Source organism: Micromonospora sp. LOL_023, assembly GCF_048060115.1.
GTDB lineage: Bacteria > Actinomycetota > Actinomycetes > Mycobacteriales > Micromonosporaceae > Micromonospora_E.
This window is the reverse complement of record NZ_JBHMIM010000042.1, coordinates 24,916-51,455: the sequence shown is the minus strand read 5'-3', so window position 1 is coordinate 51,455 and position 26,540 is coordinate 24,916. Positions and strand designations below refer to the sequence as shown.

General features: G+C 72.5%; 22 protein-coding genes and 3 tRNA genes. 17 read left to right on the top strand and 8 right to left on the bottom strand.

Features of this window, described 5'->3' with window-relative positions:
- The 3 genes from ACFHVL_RS21615 (at position 1) to ACFHVL_RS21605 (ending at position 3,056) form a co-directional block, all read left to right on the top strand.
- On the top strand, positions 1-1,095 hold the full coding sequence (locus tag ACFHVL_RS21615) for a glycosyltransferase family 4 protein (protein ID WP_416630197.1): 1,095 nt from the start codon (positions 1-3) through the stop codon (positions 1,093-1,095).
- On the top strand, positions 1,082-1,909 hold the full coding sequence (locus ACFHVL_RS21610; protein ID WP_416630196.1) for a class I SAM-dependent methyltransferase: 828 nt from the start codon (positions 1,082-1,084) through the stop codon (positions 1,907-1,909). Before ACFHVL_RS21615 ends, ACFHVL_RS21610 begins: the two co-directional genes overlap by 14 nt.
- A 109-nt stretch (positions 1,910-2,018) precedes the next feature.
- A complete protein-coding gene (locus tag ACFHVL_RS21605) occupies positions 2,019-3,056 on the top strand; it encodes a lysylphosphatidylglycerol synthase transmembrane domain-containing protein (protein WP_416630195.1) in 1,038 nt (345 codons plus the stop codon).
- 44 nt (positions 3,057-3,100) lie between these two features.
- On the opposite strand, the gene ACFHVL_RS21600 is transcribed toward ACFHVL_RS21605, so the two are convergent.
- Positions 3,101-3,793, bottom strand: a complete 693-nt coding sequence (locus tag ACFHVL_RS21600) for a RibD family protein (RefSeq protein WP_416630193.1) — start codon at positions 3,791-3,793, stop codon at positions 3,101-3,103.
- 204 nt (positions 3,794-3,997) lie between these two features.
- Here ACFHVL_RS21600 and ACFHVL_RS21595 point away from each other — a divergent pair, with 204 nt between their 5' ends.
- Complete coding sequence (locus ACFHVL_RS21595; RefSeq protein WP_416630211.1) at positions 3,998-4,639, top strand: GTP cyclohydrolase II; 642 nt, start codon at positions 3,998-4,000, stop codon at positions 4,637-4,639.
- Positions 4,640-5,252: 613 nt separating this feature from the next.
- Here ACFHVL_RS21595 and ACFHVL_RS21590 read toward each other — a convergent pair.
- The 3 genes from ACFHVL_RS21590 to ACFHVL_RS21580 form a co-directional block, all read right to left on the bottom strand.
- Positions 5,253-5,327, bottom strand: a tRNA-Val gene (locus tag ACFHVL_RS21590).
- Positions 5,328-5,339: 12 nt separating this feature from the next.
- A tRNA-Cys gene (locus ACFHVL_RS21585) sits at positions 5,340-5,410 on the bottom strand.
- A 35-nt stretch (positions 5,411-5,445) separates the two neighbouring features.
- Positions 5,446-5,518 (bottom strand) — tRNA-Gly (locus ACFHVL_RS21580).
- 264 nt (positions 5,519-5,782) lie between these two features.
- On the opposite strand from ACFHVL_RS21580, the gene ACFHVL_RS21575 reads away from it, so the two are divergent.
- From ACFHVL_RS21575 to ACFHVL_RS21545, 7 genes are all read left to right on the top strand, one after another.
- Positions 5,783-6,385: a TetR/AcrR family transcriptional regulator gene (locus ACFHVL_RS21575; protein ID WP_416630191.1), complete on the top strand. Its 603-nt coding sequence runs from the start codon at positions 5,783-5,785 to the stop codon at positions 6,383-6,385.
- Between the two features lie 250 nt (positions 6,386-6,635).
- Entirely contained in the window at positions 6,636-7,679 is a 1,044-nt protein-coding gene (locus ACFHVL_RS21570; protein ID WP_416630189.1) for a LacI family DNA-binding transcriptional regulator, read from the top strand.
- Between the two features lie 97 nt (positions 7,680-7,776).
- Positions 7,777-8,130, top strand: a complete 354-nt coding sequence (locus tag ACFHVL_RS21565; protein ID WP_416630187.1) for an L-rhamnose mutarotase — start codon at positions 7,777-7,779, stop codon at positions 8,128-8,130.
- A 64-nt stretch (positions 8,131-8,194) separates the two neighbouring features.
- Positions 8,195-9,355, top strand: a complete 1,161-nt coding sequence (gene rhaI / locus ACFHVL_RS21560) for an L-rhamnose isomerase (protein WP_416630185.1) — start codon at positions 8,195-8,197, stop codon at positions 9,353-9,355.
- Positions 9,356-9,360: 5 nt separating this feature from the next.
- On the top strand, positions 9,361-11,430 hold the full coding sequence (locus tag ACFHVL_RS21555) for a bifunctional aldolase/short-chain dehydrogenase (RefSeq protein ID WP_416630184.1): 2,070 nt from the start codon (positions 9,361-9,363) through the stop codon (positions 11,428-11,430).
- Positions 11,427-12,941: a rhamnulokinase gene (locus ACFHVL_RS21550; protein WP_416630183.1), complete on the top strand. Its 1,515-nt coding sequence runs from the start codon at positions 11,427-11,429 to the stop codon at positions 12,939-12,941. The genes ACFHVL_RS21555 and ACFHVL_RS21550 overlap by 4 nt, the downstream gene beginning before the upstream one ends.
- 8 nt (positions 12,942-12,949) lie before the next feature.
- Positions 12,950-14,167 carry an FUSC family protein gene (locus tag ACFHVL_RS21545; protein WP_416630181.1) on the top strand — a complete coding sequence of 406 codons (1,218 nt, stop codon included), beginning with the start codon at positions 12,950-12,952 and terminating at the stop codon, positions 14,165-14,167.
- Here ACFHVL_RS21545 and ACFHVL_RS21540 read toward each other — a convergent pair.
- On the bottom strand, positions 14,138-15,055 hold the full coding sequence (locus ACFHVL_RS21540) for a hypothetical protein (RefSeq protein WP_416630179.1): 918 nt from the start codon (positions 15,053-15,055) through the stop codon (positions 14,138-14,140). The genes ACFHVL_RS21545 and ACFHVL_RS21540 overlap by 30 nt on opposite strands.
- Before the next feature lie 171 nt (positions 15,056-15,226).
- Between ACFHVL_RS21540 and ACFHVL_RS21535 the strand changes: the two genes are divergently transcribed.
- Positions 15,227-15,904: a class I SAM-dependent methyltransferase gene (locus tag ACFHVL_RS21535; protein ID WP_416630177.1), complete on the top strand. Its 678-nt coding sequence runs from the start codon at positions 15,227-15,229 to the stop codon at positions 15,902-15,904.
- 4 nt (positions 15,905-15,908) lie between these two features.
- On the top strand, positions 15,909-17,111 hold the full coding sequence (locus tag ACFHVL_RS21530; protein ID WP_416630175.1) for a cytochrome P450: 1,203 nt from the start codon (positions 15,909-15,911) through the stop codon (positions 17,109-17,111).
- On the opposite strand, the gene bioD is transcribed toward ACFHVL_RS21530, so the two are convergent.
- Both bioD and ACFHVL_RS21520 read right to left on the bottom strand, forming a co-directional pair.
- Entirely contained in the window at positions 17,104-17,838 is a 735-nt protein-coding gene (gene bioD, locus ACFHVL_RS21525; protein WP_416630173.1) for a dethiobiotin synthase, read from the bottom strand. The genes ACFHVL_RS21530 and bioD overlap by 8 nt on opposite strands.
- On the bottom strand, positions 17,826-18,965 hold the full coding sequence (locus ACFHVL_RS21520) for an 8-amino-7-oxononanoate synthase (RefSeq protein ID WP_416630171.1): 1,140 nt from the start codon (positions 18,963-18,965) through the stop codon (positions 17,826-17,828). Before ACFHVL_RS21520 ends, bioD begins: the two co-directional genes overlap by 13 nt.
- A gap of 41 nt (positions 18,966-19,006) precedes the next feature.
- Between ACFHVL_RS21520 and bioB the strand changes: the two genes are divergently transcribed.
- From bioB to ACFHVL_RS21500, 4 genes are all read left to right on the top strand, one after another.
- Positions 19,007-20,002: a biotin synthase BioB gene (gene bioB, locus ACFHVL_RS21515; protein WP_326554550.1), complete on the top strand. Its 996-nt coding sequence runs from the start codon at positions 19,007-19,009 to the stop codon at positions 20,000-20,002.
- Between the two features lie 10 nt (positions 20,003-20,012).
- On the top strand, positions 20,013-20,222 hold the full coding sequence (locus ACFHVL_RS21510; RefSeq protein WP_416630168.1) for a hypothetical protein: 210 nt from the start codon (positions 20,013-20,015) through the stop codon (positions 20,220-20,222).
- A 98-nt stretch (positions 20,223-20,320) separates the two neighbouring features.
- Positions 20,321-21,610 carry a hypothetical protein gene (locus ACFHVL_RS21505; RefSeq protein ID WP_416630166.1) on the top strand — a complete coding sequence of 430 codons (1,290 nt, stop codon included), beginning with the start codon at positions 20,321-20,323 and terminating at the stop codon, positions 21,608-21,610.
- Positions 21,611-21,761: 151 nt separating this feature from the next.
- Complete coding sequence (locus ACFHVL_RS21500; protein ID WP_416630210.1) at positions 21,762-22,268, top strand: GNAT family N-acetyltransferase; 507 nt, start codon at positions 21,762-21,764, stop codon at positions 22,266-22,268.
- Here ACFHVL_RS21500 and ACFHVL_RS21495 read toward each other — a convergent pair.
- Positions 22,265-26,509, bottom strand: coding sequence for an AAA family ATPase (locus tag ACFHVL_RS21495; RefSeq protein ID WP_416630165.1), 4,245 nt, complete (start codon positions 26,507-26,509; stop codon positions 22,265-22,267). The two genes, ACFHVL_RS21500 and ACFHVL_RS21495, sit on opposite strands and share 4 nt — an antisense overlap.
- Positions 26,510-26,540: the final 31 nt, after the last annotated feature.

The following is a 26,540-nucleotide window of genomic DNA, read 5'->3' as shown; positions in this document are numbered from 1 at the left end:
ATGCTCGTCGTGGTGCTGCCCGGCAACGTCGACGATCCGGCGACGCCCAGCGGCGGAAACGTCTACGACCGGCAGGTCAGCGCCGGACTGGCCGCCGCCGGCTGGCCGGTCCACGAGATCGCCGTCCCCGGCGGCTGGCCGCGCCCCGACGAGGCGGCCCGCGCCGCGCTCGGCGACACCCTCGCCGGCCTGCCGGACGCGACGGTCGTGCTGATCGACGGCCTGGTCGCCTGCGGCGTGCCCGAGGTACTCGCCGCGCACACCGACCGGCTGCGGTTGGCGGTCCTGGTACACCTGCCGCTGGCCGACGAAACCGGGCTGGCGCCAGCCGACGCGGCCGCGTTGAACGCGGCCGAACGCGCTGTGCTGACCGACGCCGCGGCGGTGATCGCCACCAGCGACTCGACCGCCCGGCAGTTGACCCGGCGACACGGGCTGGCATCCGACCGGGTCCGGGTGGCGGTGCCGGGGGTTGCTCCGGCGCCACTCACCGCTGGCGACCCGCCCGGCGGACGGCTGCTCTGCGTCGCGTCGGTCACCCCCCGCAAGGGGCACGACGTGCTGGTCGACGCGCTGGCCGGTGTCGCGGACCTGAGCTGGACGTGTGTTTGCGTCGGGGCGCTGGACGCCACCGCGCACGTGGCCCACGTACGCTCGCGGATCGCGCGGCACGGGTTGGCCGACCGGGTGCGGCTGGTCGGCCCCCGCGCGGGCGACGCGCTGGGTGACGCGTATGCCGGTGCGGATCTGCTGGTCCTCCCCTCGCACGCCGAAACGTACGGCATGGTGGTCACCGAGGCACTGGCGCGCGGCGTGCCGGTGCTGGCCAGCCGGGTCGGCGGAGTGCCGCAGGCGCTCGGCCTGGCCGACGACGGCACCGTACCGGGAATGCTGGTGCCACCAGGCGACCCCTCGGTGATCGGCGCGGCGCTGCGGAACTGGCTCGGCGACGCCGACCGGCGGACCCGGCTGCGGGCCGCCGCCGCGCAGCGGCGATCCACGCTGCCGAGCTGGGCCGACACCACCGCCGTGGTCTCCGCCGTCTTGGTCGAACTGCACCGGCGGCAGGAAGGGAGAACCGATGGAGACGATTGATTCGGCCGGCTACAGCCCGGCCTGGCTGGGGCTGCGGGAACCAGCAGACGCGCAGGCCCGGTCGACGGAGCTCGTCGCCGAGCTGCGCCGGCTGCTCGCCGCCGCCGGCCACACCCAGGTACACGACCTTGGATGCGGCACCGGGTCGATGGGGCGGTGGCTCGCCCCGCAACTGCCCGGCAGCCAACACTGGGTGATGCACGACCGGGACGCCGGCCTGTTGGGCTATGCCCGGGCCCGGATGGCACCCGCCGGTGCCGACGGCGGGCAGGTCACCGTGTCGACCCGACCCGGTGACGTCGCTGCGCTGTCCGCCGACGACCTCGCCGGGGCCGACCTGATCACCGCGTCGGCGCTGCTGGACCTGCTCACCCACGACGAGCTGGACGCCCTTGCGCAGACCTGTCTGACAGTGGCCTGCCCGGCGCTGCTGACCCTGACGGTGGTCGGCGAGGTCCGGTTCCATCCGGCGGACCCGCTGGACGACGAACTCGCCGCCGCGTTCAACGACCATCAGCGGCGGCACAGCGCCGGCCGGCCGCTGCTCGGCCCGGACGCGGTGGAGGCGGCCACCGAGGCATTCACCCGACGTGGCGCGACCGTGCTGGTACGCCCCAGCGCCTGGCAGCTCGGCCCCGAACACGCCGAACTCACCACCCGCTGGCTGGACGGCTGGATCGAGACCGCGTACGAGCAGCAGCCGGAGCTGGCCGGCCGGCCCAGCGGCTACCGCCAGCGCCGACTCGCCGCCGCCACCGCAGGCGAGTTGCGGGTCACCGTCGAACATCGTGACCTGCTGGTGCTGCCGAAGTGAACCGCAGGCGACGCCGCGCCGTATCAGTCGGCGGAGGCTCACCAAGGAGGGCTCGGATGGACAGGGCGAGGAGCCCACGGCGTACGGTCAGCACCGGCCGTGACGCGCAGTGAAGGGCAAGATCTGGCCCTGGGTACGGCTGATCGGCGGATTGGGCATCCTGGCGGTGCTGGCCTGGCGTCTCGGTACCGCGGCGTTTCTGGAAAGTCTGCGGGTCATCGACGCGGGGACCCTGCTGATCGCCGCTGGCATCGGACTGCTGACCACGATCGCCAGTGCCTGGCGGTGGTGCCTGGTCGTCCGAGGCATGGGCATGACGCTTCCGTTGGGTGGCGCGGTCGCCGACTACTACCGGTCAATATTCCTCAACGCGGCGTTGCCCGGCGGCGTACTCGGTGACGTGCACCGCGCGGTCCGGCACGGACGGGAAGTCTCCGACGTCGGGCGCGGGGTCCGGGCGGTGGTGCTGGAACGCACCGCCGGCCAAGTGGTGCTGTTCGCCGTCGCCGCGGGCGTTCTGCTGACCCTTCCGGTGCCGGCCCCGGCCGCACTGGTCACCGGCGCCCAGATCGCCGTGGTCGGCGTCGGGCTGGTCGCGACGGTGGCAGTGCTGGTCGCGACGGTACGTGGCCGCCGGCGGGCCGGCGGGCCCGAGCAGGACCTCGCGCAGCAGCCCGCCGCGGCTGCGGCACCGGTCCGGTCCTGGTGGGTGCGGGCGGTCCGGCGGACCATCGCCGACCTGCACGGCGGGCTGCTGGCCCGCCGTACCTGGCCCGGAGTGCTGGCGCTGTCCGTGGTGGCACTCGCCGGTCACCTGGCTACGTTCGTCGTGGCCGCCCGCGCCGCAGGCTCGACGGCTCCGCTGCATCAGTTGGCCCCGCTGATGGTGTTGGCGTTGCTGGCGATGGCGGTGCCGTTGAACGTGGGCGGCTGGGGGCCACGGGAAGGGGTGACGGCGTGGGCGTTCGGGGCGGCCGGGCTCGGCGCGGGCCTCGGCCTGACCGTCGCCGTGGTCTACGGGCTGCTCGCGTTGACGGCGAGCCTGCCCGGCGCGGGTGTGCTCGCCGTGCGGGGACTTCGGAAACTGTCGGTAGGTCGGCTACGGGCCCGACGCCAGGCCCAGCTGAGCCCGCAGCCCGCGACGTGACGGCGACCCGGGACGTGACCGCGTTGACGACCCAGACCCCCCGGCTACCGTCCGTCGAAGCGCGGAGACATGGCGTAGCGCAGCAGCGCCACATCACCGATCTGCCGAACCTCGGCCAGCGTGGCACGCCGGTCGGCGTGCCACGGGAAGCAGCCGTCGCCGACGAACCGGGGTGCCCGCGAGTCACCGACGAAGAACGGCGCGACGACCAACTGCAGCTCGTCGACCAGGCCGGCGGCGAGGAACTGGGTGTGGATCCGGCCGCCGCCTTCGACCATCAACCGTTCGACCCCCCGGCCGTGCAGGTCGTCGACGACGCGGGCGAGGTCGATCGGGTCGCCGCAGTCGATCACGGTGGCGACCCGGCCGAGCCGCCGCCGGGCACCGTCGAGGTTGCCGGTGGCGCAGTACACCAGCTTGTCGACCTCGCCGAGGGTGAAGAACCGGGCCTGCGGGTCCAGATCACCCCGTCCGGTGACGGTCGCCTTCAGCGGCGTCGGCCGCCGGCCGCCGGCCACCCGTTGGCGCCGCCGTTCGTCCGAGCGCACCAGCAGCCGCGGATCGTCCTGACGGACGGTGCCGGCCCCGACCAGAATGGCGTCGCAGCTGGCGCGTACGGCGTCGACCCGGTCGAAGTCCGCGTCGTTGGAGAGCAGCAACCGCTCATCGCCCGCGCTGTCCAGATACCCGTCGATCGACATGCCGCAGCTGAGCAGGACGTAGGGTCGCTCAACCACTGATGGCACCTCCTGGTCGATCGAAAGATAGCCTGCAGGTGAGGCCGGCACACATTCTTCCGTACCGCCCGCCTGTCGGTGCCGGCCGTCTCGACGTCGGCACCGCCGCAGCCCCACCACCACCGATAGGAAGCACCCATGCTTGAACCGCCGCCCCACGCACCTGTCAACGGTAAGCCCGTCACCGCCAACGGGTCGTTTCCCGTGCCGTCGGCTGCGGTCCGCCGGCAGGTCACGGTGCCGCTGCGGTTCTCCGACGGCTACTCCACCGACGCCCGGGTCTTCACCTTCGACGGTCTCGCCGACCGGCGGGAACACGTCGCGCTCGGGCTTGGCGACTGGCGTCGGGCGCTGGATCGGGCCGCCGGTGGCGGGGCATCACCGATGGTCCGCCCACACAGCGAGTGCCTGACCGGTGACGCCTTCGGTAGCCAGCGGTGCGACTGCGGACCGCAGCTACGGGAGGCGGTGGAACGGATCGCCGCCAGCGGCGGGTTCCTGCTCTACCTGCGGCAGGAGGGCCGGGGCATCGGGCTGTACGCCAAGCTGGACGCGTACGCGTTGCAGGACGCCGGCCTGGACACGTTCGAGGCGAACGTGGCGCTCGGCCGGGGCGAAGACGAACGGGACTACACCGTCGCCGCGCAGATGCTGCTCGCGCTCGGGGTGCGCCGGGTGACGCTGCTGAGCAACAACCCGGACAAGACGGCGCAGTTGACCCAGCTGGGAGTCACCGTCACCGAGCAGATCCCGACCGGGGTGCACGTCTCCGCCGCCAACGTCCGCTACCTGGCGGCGAAGGCCAACCACGCCGCACACACCATCGACCTGTCGGTCGCCGACTGAGCTTCCCCGAAGCAGATCGGGATCTCCGACGACGTCGGCGGGGTGGCCCAAAGGCGGCCGGGCGAAGGTCAGTACAGATGCGGCCAGCCGGCGGCGTCGTCGTAGCCGAGCCGGTTGACGCCCAGCAGGGCTGCCCCGCGGCACCTGCAGGCCGGTCGCGACCACCCCTGGGCGTTAGAAGTCGAAGTCGCCGAGGGCCAGCGTGCCGTGGTCGCAGAACACGCGCAGGCGGCGCGCCGGGACTCAATGGACGGAAACCGGCGTGGGGTTCTCATCGACCACCGGACAGAAACTGGACGCCGCCAACGTCCGGCACGCCTTCCGGCGGATCGCCTGACTCGCCGGGCTGGACGAAAGGAGTGGATGCACCGCGAATCGCGACACAGCTTCGTATCGCTGCTGTCGGACAGCGGTTTGAGTCTTGAGCAGATCGTCGACCTGCTCGGCCACACGGGTACCTCGGTCACCGATAAGGTCTACGGTCATCAGCTACGGCCGGTCTGTGCTCAGCGGAGCACGGGCGATGGATGAGATCCACGCGCCCGACGACGAACCCGGCGGAAAAGCACAGACACTCAAGGGCCGCACCGAGTGATCGGCACGGCCCCTGAACTGGTGGGCGATACTGGGTTTGAACCAGTGACCTCTTCCGTGTCAAGGAAGCGCGCTCCCACTGCGCCAATCGCCCTCGTTGTTGACGAGGTGGAGACGGGATTTGAACCCGTGTACACGGCTTTGCAGGCCGTTGCCTCGCCTCTCGGCCACTCCACCGAGGTTGCCCCCGACGTGCTCTGGTGGCATCTCCGAGCGGACGACGGGATTCGAACCCGCGACCCTCACCTTGGCAAGGTGATGCGCTACCAGCTGCGCTACGTCCGCTTGTCTTGCTCGACCGGACCACCCTGAGGTGTTCCTGCCGACGGATGGAAACTTTAGCCCAGCCCTCGCGGTAGTGCCAACTCGGGGTGCCCTCGGCGCGCCCCCGCGGATGCTCCAGACAAAAAGCCCAGACGGCAGCGACAGGCCATGAGTCGCCCGCCTGCGCGCGAACCAGATTCGGATTACCCCATGTCATCGGTTGCCTGAGTCAGGAAATTGACTGGTAACTCATCGTATCGATGATAGTGCGTTACCGTGTTCGCCGTGACAAGACGATCGGCCGAGGTACGCCTCGACTCGCTGCTGCGCACCGCCTGCCAGGTGATCGTGGAGCGTGGTCTGGCCAACACCCGTACCGCAGACGTGGCGGAGGCAGCGGGAGTCAGCCAGGCGCTGGTCTTCTACCATTTCGCCACCAAGGAGCGACTCCTCGCCGAGGCGTTCGCCTTCGCGGCCGAACAGGATCTGGCGCGGCTCGACGCCGTCGTGCGATCCGCGGCGGACCCGCTGGAAAAGCTCAAGAAGATCATTCGGCTGTACGCGCCGACAGGCAGGTCGAAGTCATGGACGCTCTGGATCGACGGTTGGTCCGAGTCGCTGCGGACCCCCGCGTTGAACCGGGTCTGCCGCAACCTCGACCTGCGCTGGAAGGAGGCGCTGACCGGGGTGATCGCCTCAGGATGCGCCGACGGCACCTTCGACTGCCCGGATCCCAAGGGTGCCGCGTGGCGGATCAACGCACTGATCGACGGGCTGGCCGTCCAGGCGGCGATCCACGATCGAGGAGTGACCCGCCGGCAGCTCACCGACTGGATCCGACTGGCCGTGGCCCGGGAGATCGGGCGGGAGCCGGCAGAGCTCGGCTGAACGGCCGGGACCGGCCCGTCGGGTGTAGCCGGTGTCGCGGACGTAGGTCCGGCCGCCCCAGCGGTTCGTGCCGGAGACGTCCTGCATAGTCAGCCGGAAAGAACTCGTCGATGTTGGCAGATTCCCGTGCGCCGGGCGGACCGCCCGAACCGGGCGACCGCCGGTGTTCAACAGCGGTCGACACGCGGATAATCGCCGCAGCGTTGTGACGTTTCAGGCCAGCGCACCGCCACCATCGAAGGAGACACAGGTGCCGGGACCAGCGATCAGCATCCGGGACGTCGCCTCCCGTGCCGGTGTCTCGGTCGGCACCGTGTCGAACGTGCTCAACCGGCCGGACATCGTCGCGGCCGGCACCCGGACGAGGGTGCTCGCCGCGATCAGCGAACTCGGCTTCGTCCCGAACGACGCGGCCCGGCAACTGCGTCGTGGCCGGGGCCGCACCCTGGGTCTGGTGGTGCTGGACGTGGCGAACCCGTTCTTCACCGACGTGGCCCGTGGCGTCGAGGACGCCACCAGTGCCGTCGGGATGCCGGTGATCTTCTGTAACAGCGACGGCGACGCCGCCAAGGAACGCGCCTATCTCGACCTGCTCGAGGAGCAGCGGGTGCAGGGGGTGCTGATCACACCGGTCGACGACGCGAGCGAACGGTTGATGCGGCTGCGGGAGCGCGGCGTACTGGTGATCCTGCTGGACCACCGGTCACGCCGGCCGGACATCTGCTCGGTCTCCGTCGACGACCGGCTCGGTGGCACGCTGGCGCTGCGGCACCTGATCGACGCCGGGCATCGGCGGATCGCGTTCGTCGGCGGACCGCAGCATCTGGAGCAGGTGCGGGACCGGTACGCCGGCGCGGTCCGGGCACTGGCCGAGGCCGGCCTGCCCGAGGGGCAGCTGCGCCGCTTCGACACGCCGAGCCTGACCGTCGCCGCCGGCCGCGACGCCGCCGCCCGGATGCTGGGGACGCCGCGTACCTCCCGGGTCACTGCGGTCTTCTGCGCCAACGATCTGCTCGCGCTCGGGGTCCTGCAGGGGCTTACCCGTCAGCAGGTGCGGGTGCCGGACGACATCGCCCTGGTCGGCTACGACGACATCGAGTTCGCCGCCGCGGCCGCGGTGCCGTTGTCGTCGGTGCGCCAGCCGCGGCAACGGCTCGGGCACACCGCCGCGACCCTGCTCCTCGACGAGGCAGCCAACCCCGGCACCCACCGGCACCGGCAGGTCGTCTTCGACCCGGAGCTGGTGGTCCGCGAATCCAGCCAGGAGTCCCGCAACCAGCGCTCCGGTGCCTGACCGCAGGCGTCCGGCGCGCCCGGCGTCCTTGACAGTCACATCGAAGCACTCGTATGTTCGGGATCCATCTTTGAAACGGTTCAGTTCAGGAGTTGGCGTGCGGCGATACTGCTTCATGCTGCGGGTCCGCCCGGAGCGACTCGCGGAGTACCGGGTCCGGCACGCAGCCGTCTGGCCGGAGATGCTGTACGCGCTACGCGACGCCGGCTGGCACGACTACTCGCTCTTCCTGCACCCCGACGGGCTGCTGATCGGATACGTCCGGACAGCCGACCTGACAGCGGCGCGGGCGGCGATGGCCGCCACCGAGGTCAACGCCCGCTGGCAGGCCGAGATGGCACCTTTCTTCACCGAGCTTGACGGCCGGCACCCGGACGAGGGCCTCGTCCTGCTCGACGAGATCTTCCACCTCGATGAGCAGCTTGCCGAGGTCCGGGACGCGCACCGGTAGGGCGCGGTCCGAAAGGCGCGACAGCACGACGGGATCCACCCGACGCGACACGAAAGGGCGTGAGATGGCCGAACGGATCAAGGCCGCGCTCCGCGACCAACAGATCGAGGTGCCGTCCTGGGCGTACGGCAACTCGGGCACCCGGTTCAAGGTCTTCGCCCAGCCCGGCGTGCCCCGTACGCCGCAGGAGAAGATCGCCGACGCCGCCCAGGTACACGCCTTCACCGGCATTGCCCCGATCGTGTCGCTGCACGTCCCGTGGGACCGGGTCGACGACTATCAGCAGCTCGCCGACCATGCCGATGGGCTCGGCGTACGGATCGGCACCATCAACGCCAACGTCTTCCAGGACGACGACTACCGGCTGGGTAGCGTCACCAACCCCGACCCGAGGATCCGCCGCAAGGCCGTCGCGCACCTGATCGACTGCGTCGACGTGATGGACGCGACCGGGTCGACCGACCTCAAGCTGTGGTTCGCCGACGGGACCAACTACCCCGGGCAGGACAGCATCCGGGCCCGCCAGGACCGCCTCGCCGAGGCGTTGCACACCACGTACGCCCGGCTCGGTGACCGGCAGCGGCTGCTGCTGGAGTACAAACTGTTCGAGCCGGCCTTCTACACCACCGACGTGCCGGACTGGGGCACCGCGTACGCGCACTGCCTGCGGCTGGGCGACCGGGCGAAGGTGGTGATCGACACCGGCCATCACGCCCCCGGGACCAACATCGAGTTCATCGTGGCGTTCCTGCTGCACGCCGGCAAGCTGGGCGCGTTCGACTTCAACTCCCGCTTCTACGCCGACGACGACCTGATGGCCGGTGCCGCCGACCCGTTCCAGTTGTTCCGGATCATGTTCGAGATCGTTTCCGCCGACGCGCTGCGCCCGGCGCGCGGCATCAACTTCATGCTCGACCAGTGCCACAACATCGAGCCGAAGATCCCCGGCCAGATCCGTTCGGTGCTCAACGTGCAGGAAGCAACGGCGAAGGCACTGCTGGTCGACGCCGAAGCGCTGGCCGCCGCGCAGGCCGCCGGTGACGTGCTCGGCGCCAACGCCGTACTGATGGACGCGTACCACACCGATGTCCGGCCGCTGCTGCGCGAGCTGCGCGCCGAGCAGGGGCTGGACCCGGACCCGATGGCGGCCTACGCCCGCAGCGGGTACGCGCAGCGGATCGCCGCCGAGCGGGTCGGTGGTCAGCAGGCCGGCTGGGGGGCGTGAGGACGATGAACGACGAGCCGCACCAGCCGGTCCACGACGAGGTCGCCGCGCTGCTGGCCCGGGGGCACCGACTCGGTGCCGACCGGCGGACCACCAACTTCGGTGGTGGCAACATCTCCGCCAAGGCCCACGCCGGCGACCCGGTCACCGGTGAGCCGGTCGAACTGATGTGGGTCAAGGGCTCCGGCGGCGACCTCGGCACGCTGACCGCCCAGGGGCTGGCGGTGCTGCGCGTCGACCGGCTGCGCGCGCTCGCCGAGATGTACCGGGGCGAGGCGGTCGGGTCGCGGCGGGAGGACGAGATGGTGCCGGCGCTCGACTACTGCCTGCACGGCCGGGGCGGTGCCGCGCCGTCGATCGACACCGCGATGCACGGCCTGGTCGACGCCGCGCACGTCGACCACCTGCATCCGGAGGCCGGGCTGGCGTTCGCCACCGCCGCCGACGGTGCCGAGTTGACCCGACGCTGCTTCGGTGATCGGGTGCGCTGGGTGCCGTGGCGTCGGCCCGGTTTCCAACTCGGCGTCGACATCGCCGCGATCGCCCGGGACCATCCGCAGGCGATCGGGGTGGTCCTCGGTGGACACGGCATCACCGCCTGGGGTGCGACCAGCGACGAATGTGAAGCACGTTCACTGGAGATCATCCGTACCATCGAGCGATTCCTGGCCGAACACGGCCGGCCCGAGCCGTTCGGCCCGGTCCGTGGCGGGTACGTCGCCCTCGCGGCCGGGCAGCGCCGGGCACGGGCCGCCGCGCTCGCCCCGGTGATCCGGGGCCTGGTCAGCACCGACACCCGGCAGGTCGGCCAGTTCAGCGACGACGACGCCGTGCTGGACTTCCTGGCCCGCGAGGCGCATCCGCGGCTGGCCGCGCTCGGCACGTCCTGCCCGGACCATTTCCTGCGGACCCGGGTCCGGCCGCTGCTGCTGGACCTGCCGGCGGACACCCCGCTGGACGACGCCGTCGCGCGGCTCCGCGAGCTGCACCAGCGGTACCGGGCCGACTATCAGGCCTACTACCAGCGGCACGCCGGACCCGACTCGCCACCGATGCGGGGTGCCGATCCGACGATCGTGCTGGTGCCGGGGGTCGGCATGTTCAGCTACGGGTCCGACGCCGCCACCGCCCGGATCGCCGGCGAGTACTACCGCAACGCGATCGAGGCGATGCGCGGCGCCGAGGCGGTGTCGACGTACGCGCCGATCGACGAGGCGGAGAAGTTCCGCATCGAGTACTGGGCCCTGGAGGAGGCGAAGCTGCGGCGGCTGCCGGCGCCCCGCCCCCTGGCCGGGCGGATCGCGCTGGTCACCGGTGGCGGGTCGGGCATCGGCGCGGCGACCGCCCGACGGCTGGCCGCCGAGGGTGCCGCCGTGGTCGTCGCCGACCGCGACAGCGCCGCCGCCTCGCAGGTCGCCGAGGACATCGGCGGGCCGGACCGGGCGGTGGCGGTCACCGTCGACGTGACCGACACCGACGCGGTCGACACGGCGTTGACCCGGGCCGCGCTGGCCTTCGGCGGCGTCGACCTGGTGGTCAACAACGCCGGGCTGTCCCTGTCCCGGCCGTTGCTGGAGACCACCGACGCCGACTGGGACCGTCAGCACGGCGTGATGGCCCGCGGGTCGTTCCTGGTGTCGCGGGCCGCCGCCCGGCTGATGATCGACCAGGGGCTCGGCGGCGACATCGTCTACGTGGTCAGCAAGAACGCCGTCTTCGCCGGGCCGGCGAACGTCGCGTACGGGGCGGCCAAGGCCAGCCAGGCGCACCAGGTGCGGCTGCTCGCCGCCGAGCTGGGCGCGCACGGCATCCGGGTCAACGGCGTCAACCCGGACGGGGTGGTCCGCGGCTCCGGCATCTTCGCCGCCGGGTGGGGTGCGCAGCGGGCTGCGGTGTACGGCATACCCGAGACGGAGCTGGGCGCCTTCTACGCGCAGCGGACCCTGCTGAAACGGGAGGTGCTGCCCGAGCATGTGGCGAACGCCGTGTACGTGCTGACGGCGGGCGAGCTGTCGCACACCACCGGCACCCACCTGCCGGTCGACGCCGGCGTGCCGGCGGCGTTCCTGCGGTGAGCGCGGGTACGGACGGCCGGCGACCCCGTAGGACCGCCGCCACGGTCGCCGCCGTCGACCTCGGCGCGGCCAGCGGGCGGGTGATGCTCGGCGAGGTCGACGGGGACGGCGTACGCCTGACCGAGCTGCACCGCTTCGACAACGGCGGGGTGCGGATCGGCGCCACGTTGCACTGGGACGCGCTCCGGCTGTACGCCCAGACCCTGACCGGGCTACGCGCGGCGCTGGCCCGCCGCGCCGACCTGGCGAGCATCGGCATCGACTCGTGGGCGGTGGACTTCGGGCTACTGGACAGCACCGGCGCGCTGCTGGCCAACCCGGTGCACTACCGCGACCGGCGCACCGACGGGGTCGCCGAGCAGGTCGTCGCCCGGCTCGGCGCCGAACGGCTCTACCGCACCACCGGCGTACAGCAACTGCCGTTCAACACCCTGTTCCAGCTGGTGGCGGGGGCCGCGTCCCCGGCCATGGCGGTCGCCGACCAACTGCTGATGATCCCCGACCTGATCGCCTACTGGCTGACCGGTCAGGCCGGTACGGAGGTCACCAACGCCTCCACCACCCAGCTGCTCGAGGTGCGTACCCGCCGGTGGGCGACCGACGTGATCACCGGCGCCGGCCTGCCGCAGCGGATCTTCGGACCGCTGCGGCAGCCGGGTGACGCCGCCGGCGAACTCACCGGGGAGGTACGCGCGGAGCTCGGCACCGACCGGGCGGTGCCGGTCACCACGGTCGGCTCGCATGACACGGCCTCGGCGGTGGTCGCCGTGCCGGCGACCGACGAGAGTTTCGCGTACATCTCGTGCGGCACCTGGTCGCTGGTCGGCCTGGAGCTGGCCGCCCCGGTGCTGTCGGCGGCCAGCCGGGTGGCCAACTTCAGCAACGAGGCCGGGGTCGACGGCACGGTACGGTACCTGCGCAACGTGATGGGGTTGTGGCTGCTCCAGGAATGCCTACGGCACTGGCGGGCGCAGGGCCGGCCGGTGGAGCTGGCGAAGGTACTGGCCGACGCCGCAGGCGTCCGGCCGCTGGCTGCAGTGATCGACCCGGACGACCCGGTCTTTCTGCCGCCTGGCGACGTGCCCGGCCGGGTGGCGCACAGGTGTGCGGCCAGCGGCCAGCCGGTGCCGGACTCCCCCGCGTCCGTGGTCCGCTGCGTCCTCGACAGCCTCGCCCTCGCCCACCGGGCGGCGGTACGCGAGGCGGCCCAACTCGCCGGACGTACGGTGACGGTGATTCACCTGGTAGGTGGCGGCGCCCGCAACGAACTGCTCTGCCAGCTCACCGCGGATGCCTGTGGCCTGCCCGTGGTCGCGGGTCCGGTCGAGGCGACCGCGTTGGGCAACGTGTTGGTGCAGGCCAGGGCACTCGGCGTGGTCGACGGTGGGCTGTCCGAGCTCCGCGGGCTGCTGCGACGCCGCTGCCGGCTGCGTACCTACCGGCCGGATCTGACCGCGGCCCCCGCCTGGGCGGCCGCCGCAGCGAGGATTCAGGCACCGCGATCGGGGTAGCCCCGTTCGTGGCCGCCGCCCGAAAGAACGCCGCCGGTGAGGAGAAGCAGTCCCAGCTGGCGGCCACCGTCGACCGGGTCCGGCGGGGGGTGCGGGCCCTACCGGCCCGCGGGTTGCGTGAAGGTCGTCAGCGGCTACGGCATCTGCGCGGCAGATCGATCATCCCGGTGCAGGCCGGCGTCGCCGCCGCGCTGGCCTGGCTGCTCGCCGACGACGTGCTGCGCAACCCGGACCCGGTGTTCGCGCCGGCGGTCGCGGTCGGCACCATCGTCTCGGCACTCGGTCAGCGGCTGCGGCGCACCATCGAGACGGTGGTCGGCGTCGCCGTCGGCATCGCCGCCGGCGACCTGCTGGTGGCGCTGCTCGGCGCTGGTCCGTGGCAGACCGGTCTGATCGTCGCGCTCGCCGTGGTGGTGGCGATCCTGCTTCGTGGCAGCAGCACCCTGCTCGTGCAGACCGGCGGCACCGCCGTGCTGATCGCCACTCTGACACCCGCGAATCCGGAGATCGGGTTGCCCCGCTTCCTCAACGCCCTGATCGGTGGTCTGGTCGGGCTCACCGTGGTCCTGGTGCTGCTGCCGCTCAACCCGTTACGCCTGGTGCAGCGGGCGGTCGGCCCGGCGCTGGAGCGGTTGGCAGCCCTGCTGGACCGGTCGGCAGCAGCGTTGGCCAGCCACGATCTCGACCGGGCCAGGGCGGCGCTCGACCAGGTACGCGACTTCGACCCTCGGTTGACCCAGCTCCAGGAGGCGTTGCAGGCGGCCAACGAGGTGGTCACGCTGGCACCGCGACGCTGGTCGAACCGGCATGTGCTGGCCGAGTTGACCGACGGCGGTGATCACATCGAACGGGCCGCCCGCAACTGTCGGGCGATGCTGCGCCGGGTCGTGTCGGTGCTCGAGGACGACGAGCCGGTCCCTGACCGGCTACCGACCGCGCTGCGCCAGCTCGCTGCGGCGCTGCAGGCGATGCACCGGGAGCTGGACCGGGGCCGGGAGTTCGCCGAGACCCGGGAACGGGTGCAGCGGGCGGTCAGCGAGGCGGGCGAGGCGTACGCGCTGGGGCTCGGATACTCGGGGAACGTGGTGGTCGCACAGGTCAGGACGGCCGGCAGTGATTTGCTGCGGGCTACCGGGATCGGCCGGCGGGACGCCAACCGGACCGTACGCCGGGCTGCCGGACGTAGCCGGCCACCGTCACCGCCGCCGGCCCCGCCCCGGCCGTGACCGTACCTGGGTCTGGGTCTGGGGCCAGCTGACAGCGGGACGGGGTGCGGTGGTCCGCGGTTGGCGCGCGGTTGGTGCGGTCGCCGACCGCCACAGGGTGCCGGTCCGGTCTGGGCTGTCGACGTCGCCGGTGGCCCGTAGCAACCTGGCGCGGACCCGCATCAGCAGGCCGAAGCCGACGAAGACCAGGGCACCGCCGGCGATGAACCACGCCACCGGGATACCGGACGTGTCGCCGGCCGGGATGGCGCCGGTCGGCTGGGCCGCGCCGCCGCCGGCACCGGCCGCCGCATCGGTGGCACCGCCGACCGGCTCGTCCTCCACCAGGTCCACCGGCGTCTCGGACGGTTGCGGGTCGGCCGACGCACCGGCCTCGGCCACCACCGGCAACGTCGCGGCGGTGTCGGCGAGCAGCTCGGCGTCGACGTTGTACGCCTCGGCGGTGAAGGTCACCCGCCCTTCGGCGTCGTCGGTGAAGCTGAACTGGTACTCCGCGGTGACCGTCCGGTCCTGACAGAGGTTGCCGGGGTCGAGTTGGACATCGGTGAGCCGGACGGTGTCCCCGTCGACCTGAACGTCGAGGGCGAACTCGCCGCCCTGCTCGATGCGGGCCGCCCGGATCTGGTCCAGGCCGACGCCGTCCGACCGCAGCACGATCGACCAGCGGACCTTCTCGCAGTCACCGCCGAGGTCCCGGCTGACCTCGACGGTCATCCCGACCGGCCCTTCGCCGGCCACGGCCTCCTCCGGCAGGTCGAGGATCTGCGCCCGGTAGCCGCCCTGGGCGAGTGCCGGTGTGGCGACGGCGAACAGAATTCCGGCTGCCCCGGCCAGCCCGACCGCGACGCGGGTCCCGAACCGCCCCACCGTGCCCACCACCTTCGTCACTCGTACCGCCGATCAGGTCCATCCGCCACAGTACGGGCGTACCGGTGGACCGGACAGGGTCCGTTCTTCTCACCCACTGCAAAGTAGACAGGGTGAATTCACCACCTGTGGTGAACCGGTAACGACGGGCCGAGGAGTTGGTCGGAAGACCGGCGCGGCACAATCCGGGTCGTGTCTGCTGATCTGTCTGGTTTCGTCCGCGCCCATGCCCGACTCGCTCCGGTGCCGCACGTCCCCGAGTTGCAGCTCTACCAGGCGGCCGAGCCGATCGGGCTCTGGGAACTGACCGAGGGCGAGTTCCGCAGCGAGCAGCCACCGCCGTTCTGGGCGTTCGCCTGGGCCGGCGGGCAGGCCCTGGCCCGCTATCTGCTGGACCACCCGGACACCGTCGCCGGGCTGCGGGTCCTGGACCTGGCGACCGGCTCCGGACTGGTCGGGATCGCCGCCGCCCGGGCCGGAGCGGCGGCAGTACGCGCGGTCGACGTGGATCCGGTGGCCGGCGCCGCGGCCGGGCTCAATGCGACGGCCAACCAGGTGCCGCTGCAGGTCGTCACCGGCGACGCGCTGGCCGGCGACCACGGGGACGCGCAGGTCGTCCTCGCCGGCGACGTGTTCTACAGCGAGGCGATGGCGTCCCGGGTCCTGCTGTTCCTGCTGACCGCCGCCGCCGACGGTGCTCGAGTGCTGGTCGGTGACCCGGACCGGGCGTTCCTGCCCCGGGGCCGGTTCACCGAGTTGGCCGGCTACCGGGTGCCGGTGCCGGTGGCGCTGGAAAGCGTCTCCCAGCGGCACGCCCGGGTCTGGCAGCTACGCCCGCCGGTACGCCGTCCGACGCGGGGGCTAGCGTGATCAGGTGTTGTTCCGCAACTGGGAGCGGGTCGACGACCGGTGGCCGCCGGTGGTCGAGGTCGCCGACCACACCGGCACCGCCCATCTGCTGGTGACCCGGCACGCCCTGGTCCGCCAGGTGCTCGCCGATCCGGAGACCTTCCGGCCGGACAACGCGCTCGACGCGGTCACCCCGATCCCGGTCGCGGCCCTGCGGATCCTCGCCTCGTACGGCTTCCGGCTACCACCGACCCTGGCCAACAACGGCACGTCGAGCCATCCGGGAATCCGGTCGGTGCTCGCCGAGGCGCTGCACCCGATGAGGGTCGCCGCCCAGCGGGACTGGCTGGCCGCGACGGTCGCCGCCCGGGTTGCCGGACTCACCGAGGCGCTGGACGCGGGCCGGCCGGTCGACCTGTACGCGGAGCTCGCCGCCGACCTGCCGCTGCTGGTGCTGGCCCGGTTGGTGCAGCTACCGGACGCCGCGACCGGCACGGTGAAGCGGTTCGCCCGCGCGGCGCTGGAGCTGTTCTGGGCGCCGGTCGACGCGGGGCGGCAGCGGGAACTGGCGCACACGGTGGGCCGGTTCCACACGGTGCTCCGCGAGTTCGCGGTGACCGGCGGTGGATTGGCGAAGGCACTGCGCGACGCCGGGCACCCACCGGACACCGTCGTCGGCGCGTTGTTCTTCCTGCTGGTCGCCGGGCAGGAGACGACGTCTCAGTTCCTTGCCCTGTTGCTGCACCGGCTGGCCGGCGAGCCGGTGGTGCTCGCCGGTCTGGTCGACGGCTCGATCGGGGTCGACGACGTGGTGGAGGAAGGGCTGCGGCTGGTGCCACCGATCGTCACCTGGCGGCGGCGGGCAGCGGTCGACACCACGTTGGGCGACACGGCCGTGCCCGGTGGTTCCAGCGTGGTGCTGTGGCTGGCCGCGGCCGGCCGGGACCGGTCGGTCGTGACGCACACCGACCAGTTCCAGCCCGGCCAGCGGGGATCCCGCCGGCATCTGGCGTTCGGGGCGGGCGTACACCGCTGCGTCGGGGCGCAACTCGCCCGGATGGAGACGGCGGTGGTCGTCGGGCAGGCGGCACCGCTGCTGGTGGACTGTGAGGTGGTGCGGGCGCCGTGGTCGCCGGACAACCTGTCGTTCCGGATGCCGGACGCGTTGGTGATCCGCCGGCACCGCGCCGACGTCGCGCAGCGGGCATCGGACGGGCCGGTCAGCTGACGTCGTCAGCCCAGGCCCGCCAGTCGTCGAGTACGCCGTACAGCGCCGGAGTCAGCCAGCCTGGTGCCGAGCGGCGGAACACCCCGGGTTCCATCGCGCCGGCCCCGTCCGGCAACGCGCCGACCATGGTGGGCACCAGCTCGCTCAGGTTCGCCCAGTGCACCAGCTCCGGCTCGGCCGGCCAGGCACCGAGCACGACACCCGCCGGGATCGCCCGACGTTCGAGCGCCTCCAGGGTGAGTGCGGTGTGGTTGAGGGTGCCGAGGCCGGCGCGGGCGACCACGACGGCCGGGGCGCCCAGCGACACCGCCAGGTCGGCGACGGTCCAGGACTCGCCGGAGGGCCGCAGCCCCATCGGCACCAGGAGTCCACCGGCGCCTTCGACGAGCACGAGGTCGTGTTTGTCGGCCTCTTCGCGTACCGCGTCGACCGCGGCGTACAGCTCCAGCGGCTCGGCGGCGGCGACCCGGGCGGCGGCCAGCGGCGCGAGCGGCTCCGGATAGCTGACGAGGGTGCGTACGGTCGCCGGGTCGGCGAGCCGGGTGACGATGTCGGCGTCCGACGGGTCGCCGGTGACCGTACCGGTCTGCCCGGGTTTGACCATGGCCACCCGCAGCCCTGCGGCCTGGGCGGCGGCGGCGATCGCCGAGGTGACGATGGTCTTGCCGACCCCGGTGTCGGTGCCGGTGACGACGACCGGCCCCCACCAGCCGGTCACGGGGCGCACTCCACGATCACGTCGAGCGCCCGGTCGAACTCGGCCCGGGGTACGCCGACGTTGACGGTGATCCGCAGCCGGGCCCGATGGTCCGGTGTGGAGGGCGGACGGAAGCAGCCGACCGCGACGCCCCGGTCGTGGCAGTCACGGGCCCAGGCCACGGCGGACTCCGGTCCGGGCGCGCCGATCGACACGACCCCGCCGGCAGGAGGGCCGCCGACGTCGAACCCGGCACCGGTGAGCCGGTCGACCGCCGAGGCGACCCGGTCGGCGAGCTCGGCCCGCAGCTGGTCACCGTCGCGGGCCAGGCATAGTGCGGCGTGCACCCCGGCGGCGACCGCCGGCGGCAGCGCGGTGTCGAAGATGAAGGTCCGACCGGTGTCGATCACGTGCCGGATCAACGGCTCGGGGCCGGCCAGCACCCCACCCGCGCCGCCGAGCGCCTTGGACAACGTGGCGGTGACCAGCACGTCGGGTTCACCGGCGAGCCCGGCGCCGGCCACTGCACCGGCGCCGGCCGGACCGGTCACCCCGAGCGCGTGCGCGTCGTCGACCAGCAGCAGCGCACCGTGCCGGCGGGCGACCGAGTGCAGTGCCGCCAGCGGTGCCGGGTCGCCGTCGACCGAGAAGACGGACTCGGTGACCACGACGGCCGGCCGCCCGGGATGCCCGGCCAGCACCGACTCCACCGCGGCCGGGTCGGCGTGTGCGACGACCTCGGTCTGCGCGCCCGACAACCGACATCCGTCGATCAGCGAGGCGTGGTTGTACGCGTCGGACACCAGCAGGGTGCGGGGCCGCACCAGGGCCCGGATCGCACCGAGGTTGGCCAGATAGCCGGAGGAGAAGACCAGGGCCCGGTCGGTGCCGAGCCAGCCGGCGAGGGCCGTCTCCACCTCGGTGTGCGCGTCGGTCGAGCCACGGACCAGCCGGGAGCCGGTGGCGCCGAGTCCGTACCGGTGCAGTGCGTCGGCCGCCGCCGCGACCACCTGGGGATGTCGGGCGAGCCCGAGGTAGTCGTTGCCGGCCAGATCCGTTCGCGCCTCGCCGGGCGAGCGGGGACGCAACTCGCGGGTCAGTCCGGCCTTGGCCCGTAACGCGCCACGGCGTCGCAGGCCGTCCAACCAGTCCGCCACGGGTCCCCCTCGTCAATTACGCCGCCTTGTAGGGTACGACCATGTCAGAGATCCTCGACCTAGCCAGCGCTCAAGTCCTGGAGCGTGGCGTCGGCCTGGACGAGGCCGGTGTCCTCGCCGTGTTGCGCCTGCCCGACGAGCAGGTGCCGGCCGCCCTGCAGCTCGCCCACGACGTACGGATGCGGTGGTGTGGGCCGGAGGTCGAGGTGGAGGGGATCGTCTCGCTCAAGACCGGCGGCTGCCCGGAGGATTGTCACTTCTGCTCGCAGTCGGGGCTGTTCGCCTCGCCGGTACGGGCGGTGTGGCTGGACATCCCGTCGCTGGTCGAGGCGGCGAAGCAGACGGCGGCCACCGGTGCCACCGAGTTCTGCATCGTGGCGGCGGTGCGGGGGCCGGACGCCCGGCTGATGGAGCAGATGCGGGCGGGCGTCGCCGCGATCAAGGCCGAAGTGGACATCCAGGTCGCGGCATCGTTGGGGATGCTCAGCCAGGAGCAGGTCGACGAACTGGTCGAGATGGGTGTGCACCGGTACAACCACAACCTGGAGACGTGCCGCTCGTACTTCCCGAACGTGGTGACCACGCACACCTTCGAGGAGCGGTGGGAGACGCTGCGGATGGTGCGCGACTCGGGTATGGAGGTGTGCTGCGGCGGCATCCTCGGTCTCGGCGAGACGATCGAGCAGCGGGCCGAGTTCGCCGCGCAGCTGGCCGAGTTGGACCCGCACGAGGTGCCGTTGAACTTCCTCAACCCACGGCCGGGCACCCCGCTCGGTGACCGACCGGTGGTCGAGGCCCGGGACGCGTTGCGGGCCATCGCCGCTTTCCGGTTGGCGATGCCGCGCACGATCCTGCGGTACGCCGGCGGCCGGGAGATCACCCTGGGCGACCTGGGCACCCGGGACGGGTTGCTCGGCGGCATCAACGCGGTGATCGTCGGTAACTATCTGACGACGCTGGGCCGACCGGCGACCGAGGATCTCGCGCTGCTGGACGACCTGAAGATGCCGGTCAAGGCGCTGTCGGCGACGATCTGAGGCCGGGCCGGTGGACCCGATCTGGTGCGACCGGTGCGGCGCGGCCGCCAGCACCGGTACGCATGACGACTGCGTCGCGGCGCGCGCCTGGGAGCCGCCACGCTACTGCGCCCGGTGCCGGCGCCGGATGAAGGTGCAGGTGCTGCCGGCCGGCTGGTCGGCGTGGTGCGTCGAGCACGGCAACGTGAATAGGGACAAGACCCCATCAGATCGGAGTTGACCTATCACATCTCCGACACGAAGAGTGACCGTTTACTGATCCTGAGTCACGCTTCTCCCCGGCGGTCCACCCGGTCCGCCGTATCCGGAGGAGGACACGTGACACCTCGCTCAGGCCCGACCCGCACCATGAAGCCCGGCGGCGTGCCGCGCCTGCTCGGCACCGTCGGCGCCGCCACCCTGCTCGTCTGCACCTTGCTCGTCGCCCCGGCCGGGGCGGCACCGGCCGCCGGGACCGCCGCCCGCGACACCGGCCGCGCTGCCGTGGTCACCGCCGCCATGGCCCAGGCATACCTCAACGCCCATCCCGGGCTGAGCGCCGACGCCGCGGCCAGGGCCGCCGAGGCCCAGTCCCACGGCGAAGCGCTCAAGACCGAACTCGTCAAGCGGCCGGAGACCTTCGGCGGCGCCTGGTTCGACCCGTTCTCGGCGACCTACCAGGTCGCGGTCACCACCACCGCCGCCGAACGCGATATCATCAAGGTCGGCCGCGACCTGGGCGTCCCGGTTCGCACCCACCGGGTCACCCGCACCTACGCCGAACTGGAACAACGGGCCGAGGCGCTGCGTACCGGCAGCGACCAGCTCGGCCGGGTCGCCGCCGGCCTGGTCGGCATCGACGTCGAGACCAACCAGGTCGTCGTCGCGTTGCCGCAGCGGCAACGCGACGCGCTCACCGGCACCGTCCCGGCCGGTGTCACGCTGGTGACCGCCGACGCCCGCCCGTTCGACCTCGACGTCTGCAACTCCCGCAACGACTGCAACGACAGCCTCCGGTCCGGCCTGGTGATCCGCCGCTCCGGCGGTTCCTGCTCCGCCGGTTTCGCCGCCCGAGGCAGCACCGGCGTGCGCTGGCTGCTCACCTCCGGCCACTGCGCCGGACTCAACGCGGCCTGGTCGACCGGCACCACGACCCCCACCACGATCGGCACGATGACCGACGCCATCGACTCCGGCGTCGTCGACGCCGGCGCCATCCAGGTCACCAACGCCGCCTACCGCGCCGACACGGTGGGACGGATCTACATGCACAACGCGGCGGGCCGCTCGGTGCCGGTCGACGGCGCGGCTCCGTCCATGGGCTTCATCCTGCAGGGCGAAACGGTCTGCCTCGCCGCCCGGATCATCGACCCGGCGAACCCGGGTAACCCGTGCGGCACCATCACCTCGGTCAGCGACCCGAACAAGCGCGGCATGGTCCGCGTCGGCGGCTACGACGCCTGCCCCGGTGACAGCGGGGGCGGCTGGTACTGGCTCAGCTCCAGCGGCAGCCGTTGGGCGTACGGCCTGCACAGTCGCAGCGAGAGCGGCTGCAACGCGGCCCCGAACAACTCGTGGTTCAGCCCGCTGCCGTCCTTCTGGACCGGCCTGACCTACGAGCTCGGCTGACCGGTCCGCCAACGGTGTCCCGGGCCGGCCGGTGGGTGACCCCGATCGGCCGACCCGGCCCGGCACCGGCCACCGGTCAGGGCGTAGTGGACTGTCGGCAACCACACCGACCGCCTACCGTGGATGGGTGCTGCTCCCCTCTGCCCCAGCGCTGCGCGGCGCCCGAGTCGTCCTGCGCCTGGCGACCCCGGCCGACGTCGCGGCGCTGTCCGCGATCCGGTCCCAGCCCGAGGTGACCCGCTGGTGGACCGACCCGAGCGACGAGGCGACCATCCGGGCCGAACTCGACGACCCCGACGTCGAACGGCTCGCGGTCTGGTTCGCCGGGCGGGTGGTCGGCGCCATCCAGTGGTACGCCGAACCGACGCCGGCCTACCGGCATGCCGGGATCGACATCTTCCTCGACCCACCGGTGCACGGACGCGGGCTGGGCAGCGACGCCGTGCGTACCCTCGCCCGGCACCTGTTCGACGCGCATCGGCACCACCGGTTGGTGATCGACCCGGCGGCCGGCAACGCCGACGCGATCCGCTGCTACGCCCGGGTCGGTTTCCGCCCGGTCGGGGTGCTGCGCCGCTACGAGCGGCTACCCGACGGCGGGTTCCGCGACGGGCTGCTGATGGATCTGCTGGCCGGCGAACTCACCGAACCGGCCTAGCCAGCGGCTGCCGGGTCAGGGCAGGGTGCCGGTGGGCTGTCGCCGACCGCCTCGGCCACGGTGCCGCTGATCTGGCACAGCCGCCGCACGGCATGGTCCGGGTCGAGCTGCCACAGTTGAAGGGTCGTGTCCCACGAGCCGGAGACCAGGACACCGTCGGGGGTGAAGGCGATCGCGTTGATGTCGCTGACGTGCCCGGTCAGCACCCCGACGAGCTGAGTGCTCCCGGTGTCCCAGAGCCGCAACAGGTCGTCAGTGACCAAGCTGGTGGCCAGCTGGGCGCCATCCGGGGTGAAGGCGATCCGTTCGACGGTGGCGCTGTGTGCCGGAAGTGCCCGCAGCAGTTGGAGTCCGTCGAGGTGCCGCAGCTCGACCCGCCGGCTTGTTCCGGCGACGGCGAGCAGTCGACCGTCCGGGCTGACCGCCAGGTCGGTGACTCGCTGTTGTCCCGCCGCTGCCTGACCAGCTGGGGACAGGTCGGCGGCCCGCCAGGACCAGATCTCGGCCCGCAGGGCCCGGTCGAAGCCTTCCTCCTCGGCGTGGTTGACCGCAGCGAGTAGCCGGGTGCCGTCCGGGGTGAAGGCCAGCGCGGCCGGTGCACCACCGCCGGTCAGCAGGAACGTCGCCGGCTGCGCCGTGTCGAGCTGCCAGACCGCGACGCCATCCTGCGCGGCACCGTCCGGCCCGATCCGGGTCGCGATCACCGCCAGCTGGCTGCCGTCCGGCGAGTACACCGGCTCGTACACCCTCTTCTCGGCCCCATCAGCAATCAGTAGCTCACCAGCGAAGGTGCCGTCGGCCGCGTAGCGCAACACGCGCCCATCGGCGGTCGCCACCGCCAGGGTGCCGTCCGATGCGAGGGCCAGACCTGCTGCCGTCGCCTCGGGGCGAAACGTCACCAACTCCCGGCGGGCCGCGAGGTCCCAGACCCGGACCACTCCGTCACCGCCGGCGGTGGCCAGGCTGTCCCCAGTGGGGGCGACGGCCAGGTACTGAACCGACTCCGGATGCTGCAGTCGGCTTTCGCCCCGGCGGAACAACATGGTGGGGGCGTCCGGCCCGGTGACCGCGACGACCCGCCCGTCGGTCGAGACGGTCAGGTCCACCAGGGTCTGCCCGGCGAAGCCGACGTATGCCCGCCCGACGGTTCCCTCGGTGATCGCCCAACCGTCCACCCGGACCGGCTGCCAGCCGCCGAGGCTGAGCAGTGTCCCGTCCGGCGTGACGGCCAGCGGGGCCGGCGGGCGTCGCGGGCCGGTCTGCAGCGGACGGGGCGGCTCGTCGGACCCGAACGTCCAGACCGCCAGGTCGCCGTCGAAGCCACTGACCGCAAGGGTGTCCGACGGGCCGAACGCGACGTGCTGGGCGTCGCCCGGAATCGCCAGCGCCTGCGCCTGGTCAGCCAGCCGCCATACCTGAGCGCCACCGTCGGTGGGATTGGCGATCGCCAGCAGCCCGCCGTCCGCATTGACGGCCAGGTCGTAGGCCAGCATGCCGGTGGGCAGCGCCAACACGAGTTCCCCGCTGGTCACGTCCCATCCGCCGACCTGCAGGTCCGGAGTCAGGTCGGCACCGACCCGGCTCGCCACCAGGGTCGTGGTGCCGGGCAACCAGCCGAGCGCACCGACAGCGGGCAGCCGATGGAGCAGGCTACCGGTGGCCACGTCCCACACCTGCACCCCCTCGGCGCTCAACGAACCGGAGGCCAGGAATCGCCCGTCCGGGGAAAAGGCCAATGAGATGACCGGCTTGCGGTCGGCCTGCCACAGCACGACGTCCCGGGGGCGCAGGCTGGCCACCTCCCAGATCCGCACCGTGCCGTCGGTGTGCCCGACCGCGGCCAGGGCACCGTCGGGGCTCAACGCGACCGACATGCCACCCGACTCGGTGCCGAGCGGACCCAACGTGACGGTGGCCTGCGCCGAGATCAACGCGCCGTACGCCTCGACCGTCGGCGCCTGCGCCCAGGCGTCGAGCGCCTTGCGTACCGACAGCAGTTCGTCGCTCTCGGCTGCGATCAGCGACTCGGCGGCGTACTGCCGGGACGTCGCCTGGCGACGTTGCTCGTTCGCGGTGCCCTGTTGGTCCAGCGCGACCAGTCCACCGGCGACCGCCAGCAGCAGCGCCGCCGCCAGCCCGACCACCAGGCGGCGCAACCGGCGGACCCCGCTGCGCCGGGCCGCTTCGGCGGCGTCGGCGGCGGCGACACTGGCCGCCAGATAGTCGATCTCCGGTGGCCGCAGATCGTCGCGGCTGACGGCCCATTCCCGGACCGCCGTGAGCCGGGATCCACGCAGCAGCAGGTCCGGATCCTGACCGGCGGCCTGCCAGTCCTGAGCCGAGGCGATGAACCGCTGCCGCAGGATCAACTCGTCGCGGGCCTGCGTCAACCAACGGGCCAGCCGGGGCCAGCTGGTCAGCAGGGCCTCGTGGCTGATCTCGACGGTGTCTTCGCCGGTGGTGACCAACCGGGCCGCGACGAGCCGAGCCAGCACATCGGGGTCCGACCCGGTGCCGTCACCGCGTCGGCGTACCACCGCGCCGGTGTCGGCGACGGTCACCAGGTTGAGCAGCGCCGCCCGCAACGCCCGGCGGCCGGGCTGGTCGAGGTCGAGGTAGATCGCCTCGGCTGTCTCGGCGACCGCGCGGTGGATGCCGCCGGTCGCGCGGTAGCCGTCGACGGTCAACCGGCGGCCGTCGCGCCGCGCCCAGGTCGCGCGCAGCGCGTGACCGAGCAGCGGCAGCGCACCGGGGTCGTATCCGGCGGGGGCCGACGCGCCGAGGTCGGCGAGCAGCAGCTCGACCAGGCCAGCCTCGATGTCGAGACCGGCGCGACTGGTCGGCTCGAGCACTGCCCGGCGCAGTTCGTCGACGCTCAACGGGCCGAGGAACAGATGGTCCGCCGCCAGTACCTCGGCCAGCGGTGGCAGCTCGGCGCAGGCGGCGTAGAAGTCGGCCCGGACGGCGATCACCACCAACGCGGGGGCGGCGTTGGCCAACGCGGTGGCGTAGGCGAGCCGCTCGGCGGGGTCGGCGCAGTGGGTGAACAGCTCCTCGAACTGGTCCACCACGATCACCAGCCGGCCGGTCGCGGCAACCGGGCCGGCGGCGTCGGTAGTGGTAGCTGCCCGGGCGATTCGGGCGGCGAGTTCCCCGAACCGGGTCGGATCGTCGAGTACCGCCACGGTGTCCAGCTCGCCGGGGTCGGTGCCGCCGCTGGCGACGGCGCGCTCGACGAGCCCGGTCAGCGGATGCGCACCCGGGGTGGTCAGCAGCCAGGGCCAGCCGGCTGGGTCGCCGAGCGCCCCGCCGGCCACGGCAGGCAGTACTCCGGCCCGCAGCAGTGAGGACTTCCCGACTCCGGACACGCCGGTCAGCAGCAGCGGCGGCCCCCCGGCGGTCTGCTCGGCGAGGCGGCCCAGCACCTGTGCCACCTGCGCCTCACGGCCGCGGAACCAGGCCGCGTCCGCCGGCTGAAAGCTGGCCAGACCCGGGTACGGGCAGATCAGCGCCGGGTCGGTGCCCGACTGTTCGGCCACCGCCGGCTGGGTGCCCGGATCCCGCCGGTCGGTCAGGCCGGGGCGGTCGGTCCGGGCTTCGTCGACCCGGCCGGTCAGATAGGTGATAGTGATCAGTTGCCGCCTGATCCGCTCCATCTCGACGCGCTGCTCGTGGCTGCGCTCGGCAAGCTGCCGCTGCAGCTCACCGAGCACCTGCTGCACGTCGGTGACCATCCAGTGCAGTGCGCCGATGTCCCGTCCGAGCAGGTGGAACGTGGCCGCGAGCTCGTCGCGCAGCTGCGGGTCGCTGCGGACCGCCTCGGAGAGCGCGACCTCCACCGCGTCCACGGCCCGCAGCAACCGTCCGATGTCGGCGTGGATCGCGTGTGCCTGCTCGTCGTCGGCGTTGAGCCGGGCCAGCAACTCCTCGGCGATCGCGTCGCGCCACTCGGACTCGGTGACCTTGCGGCCACGCAGCCGCTCGGCAGTGTTGGACAGGACATCGCTGAGGTAGCCGCCGCCGACCTGGCCGAGCTGGTCGAGGGCCGCACCGAACAGACCACCGGCACCCAGACCGGCACCGGCGATCGGGGCGAGGGCCGAAGCCGCCAGGAACGCGAGGATTCCGTACGGCGTGGCGTTGCGGAGCCCACGCCCGGTGCGCCGGCCGACCTCCCGGACCCATCCGCGTACCCCACGCCTGGCCCGGTCGACCGGGGCGTCGCCGTCCTCCACCGACATCGGCGCTCCGTCCCGAAGACATACGTCGCTG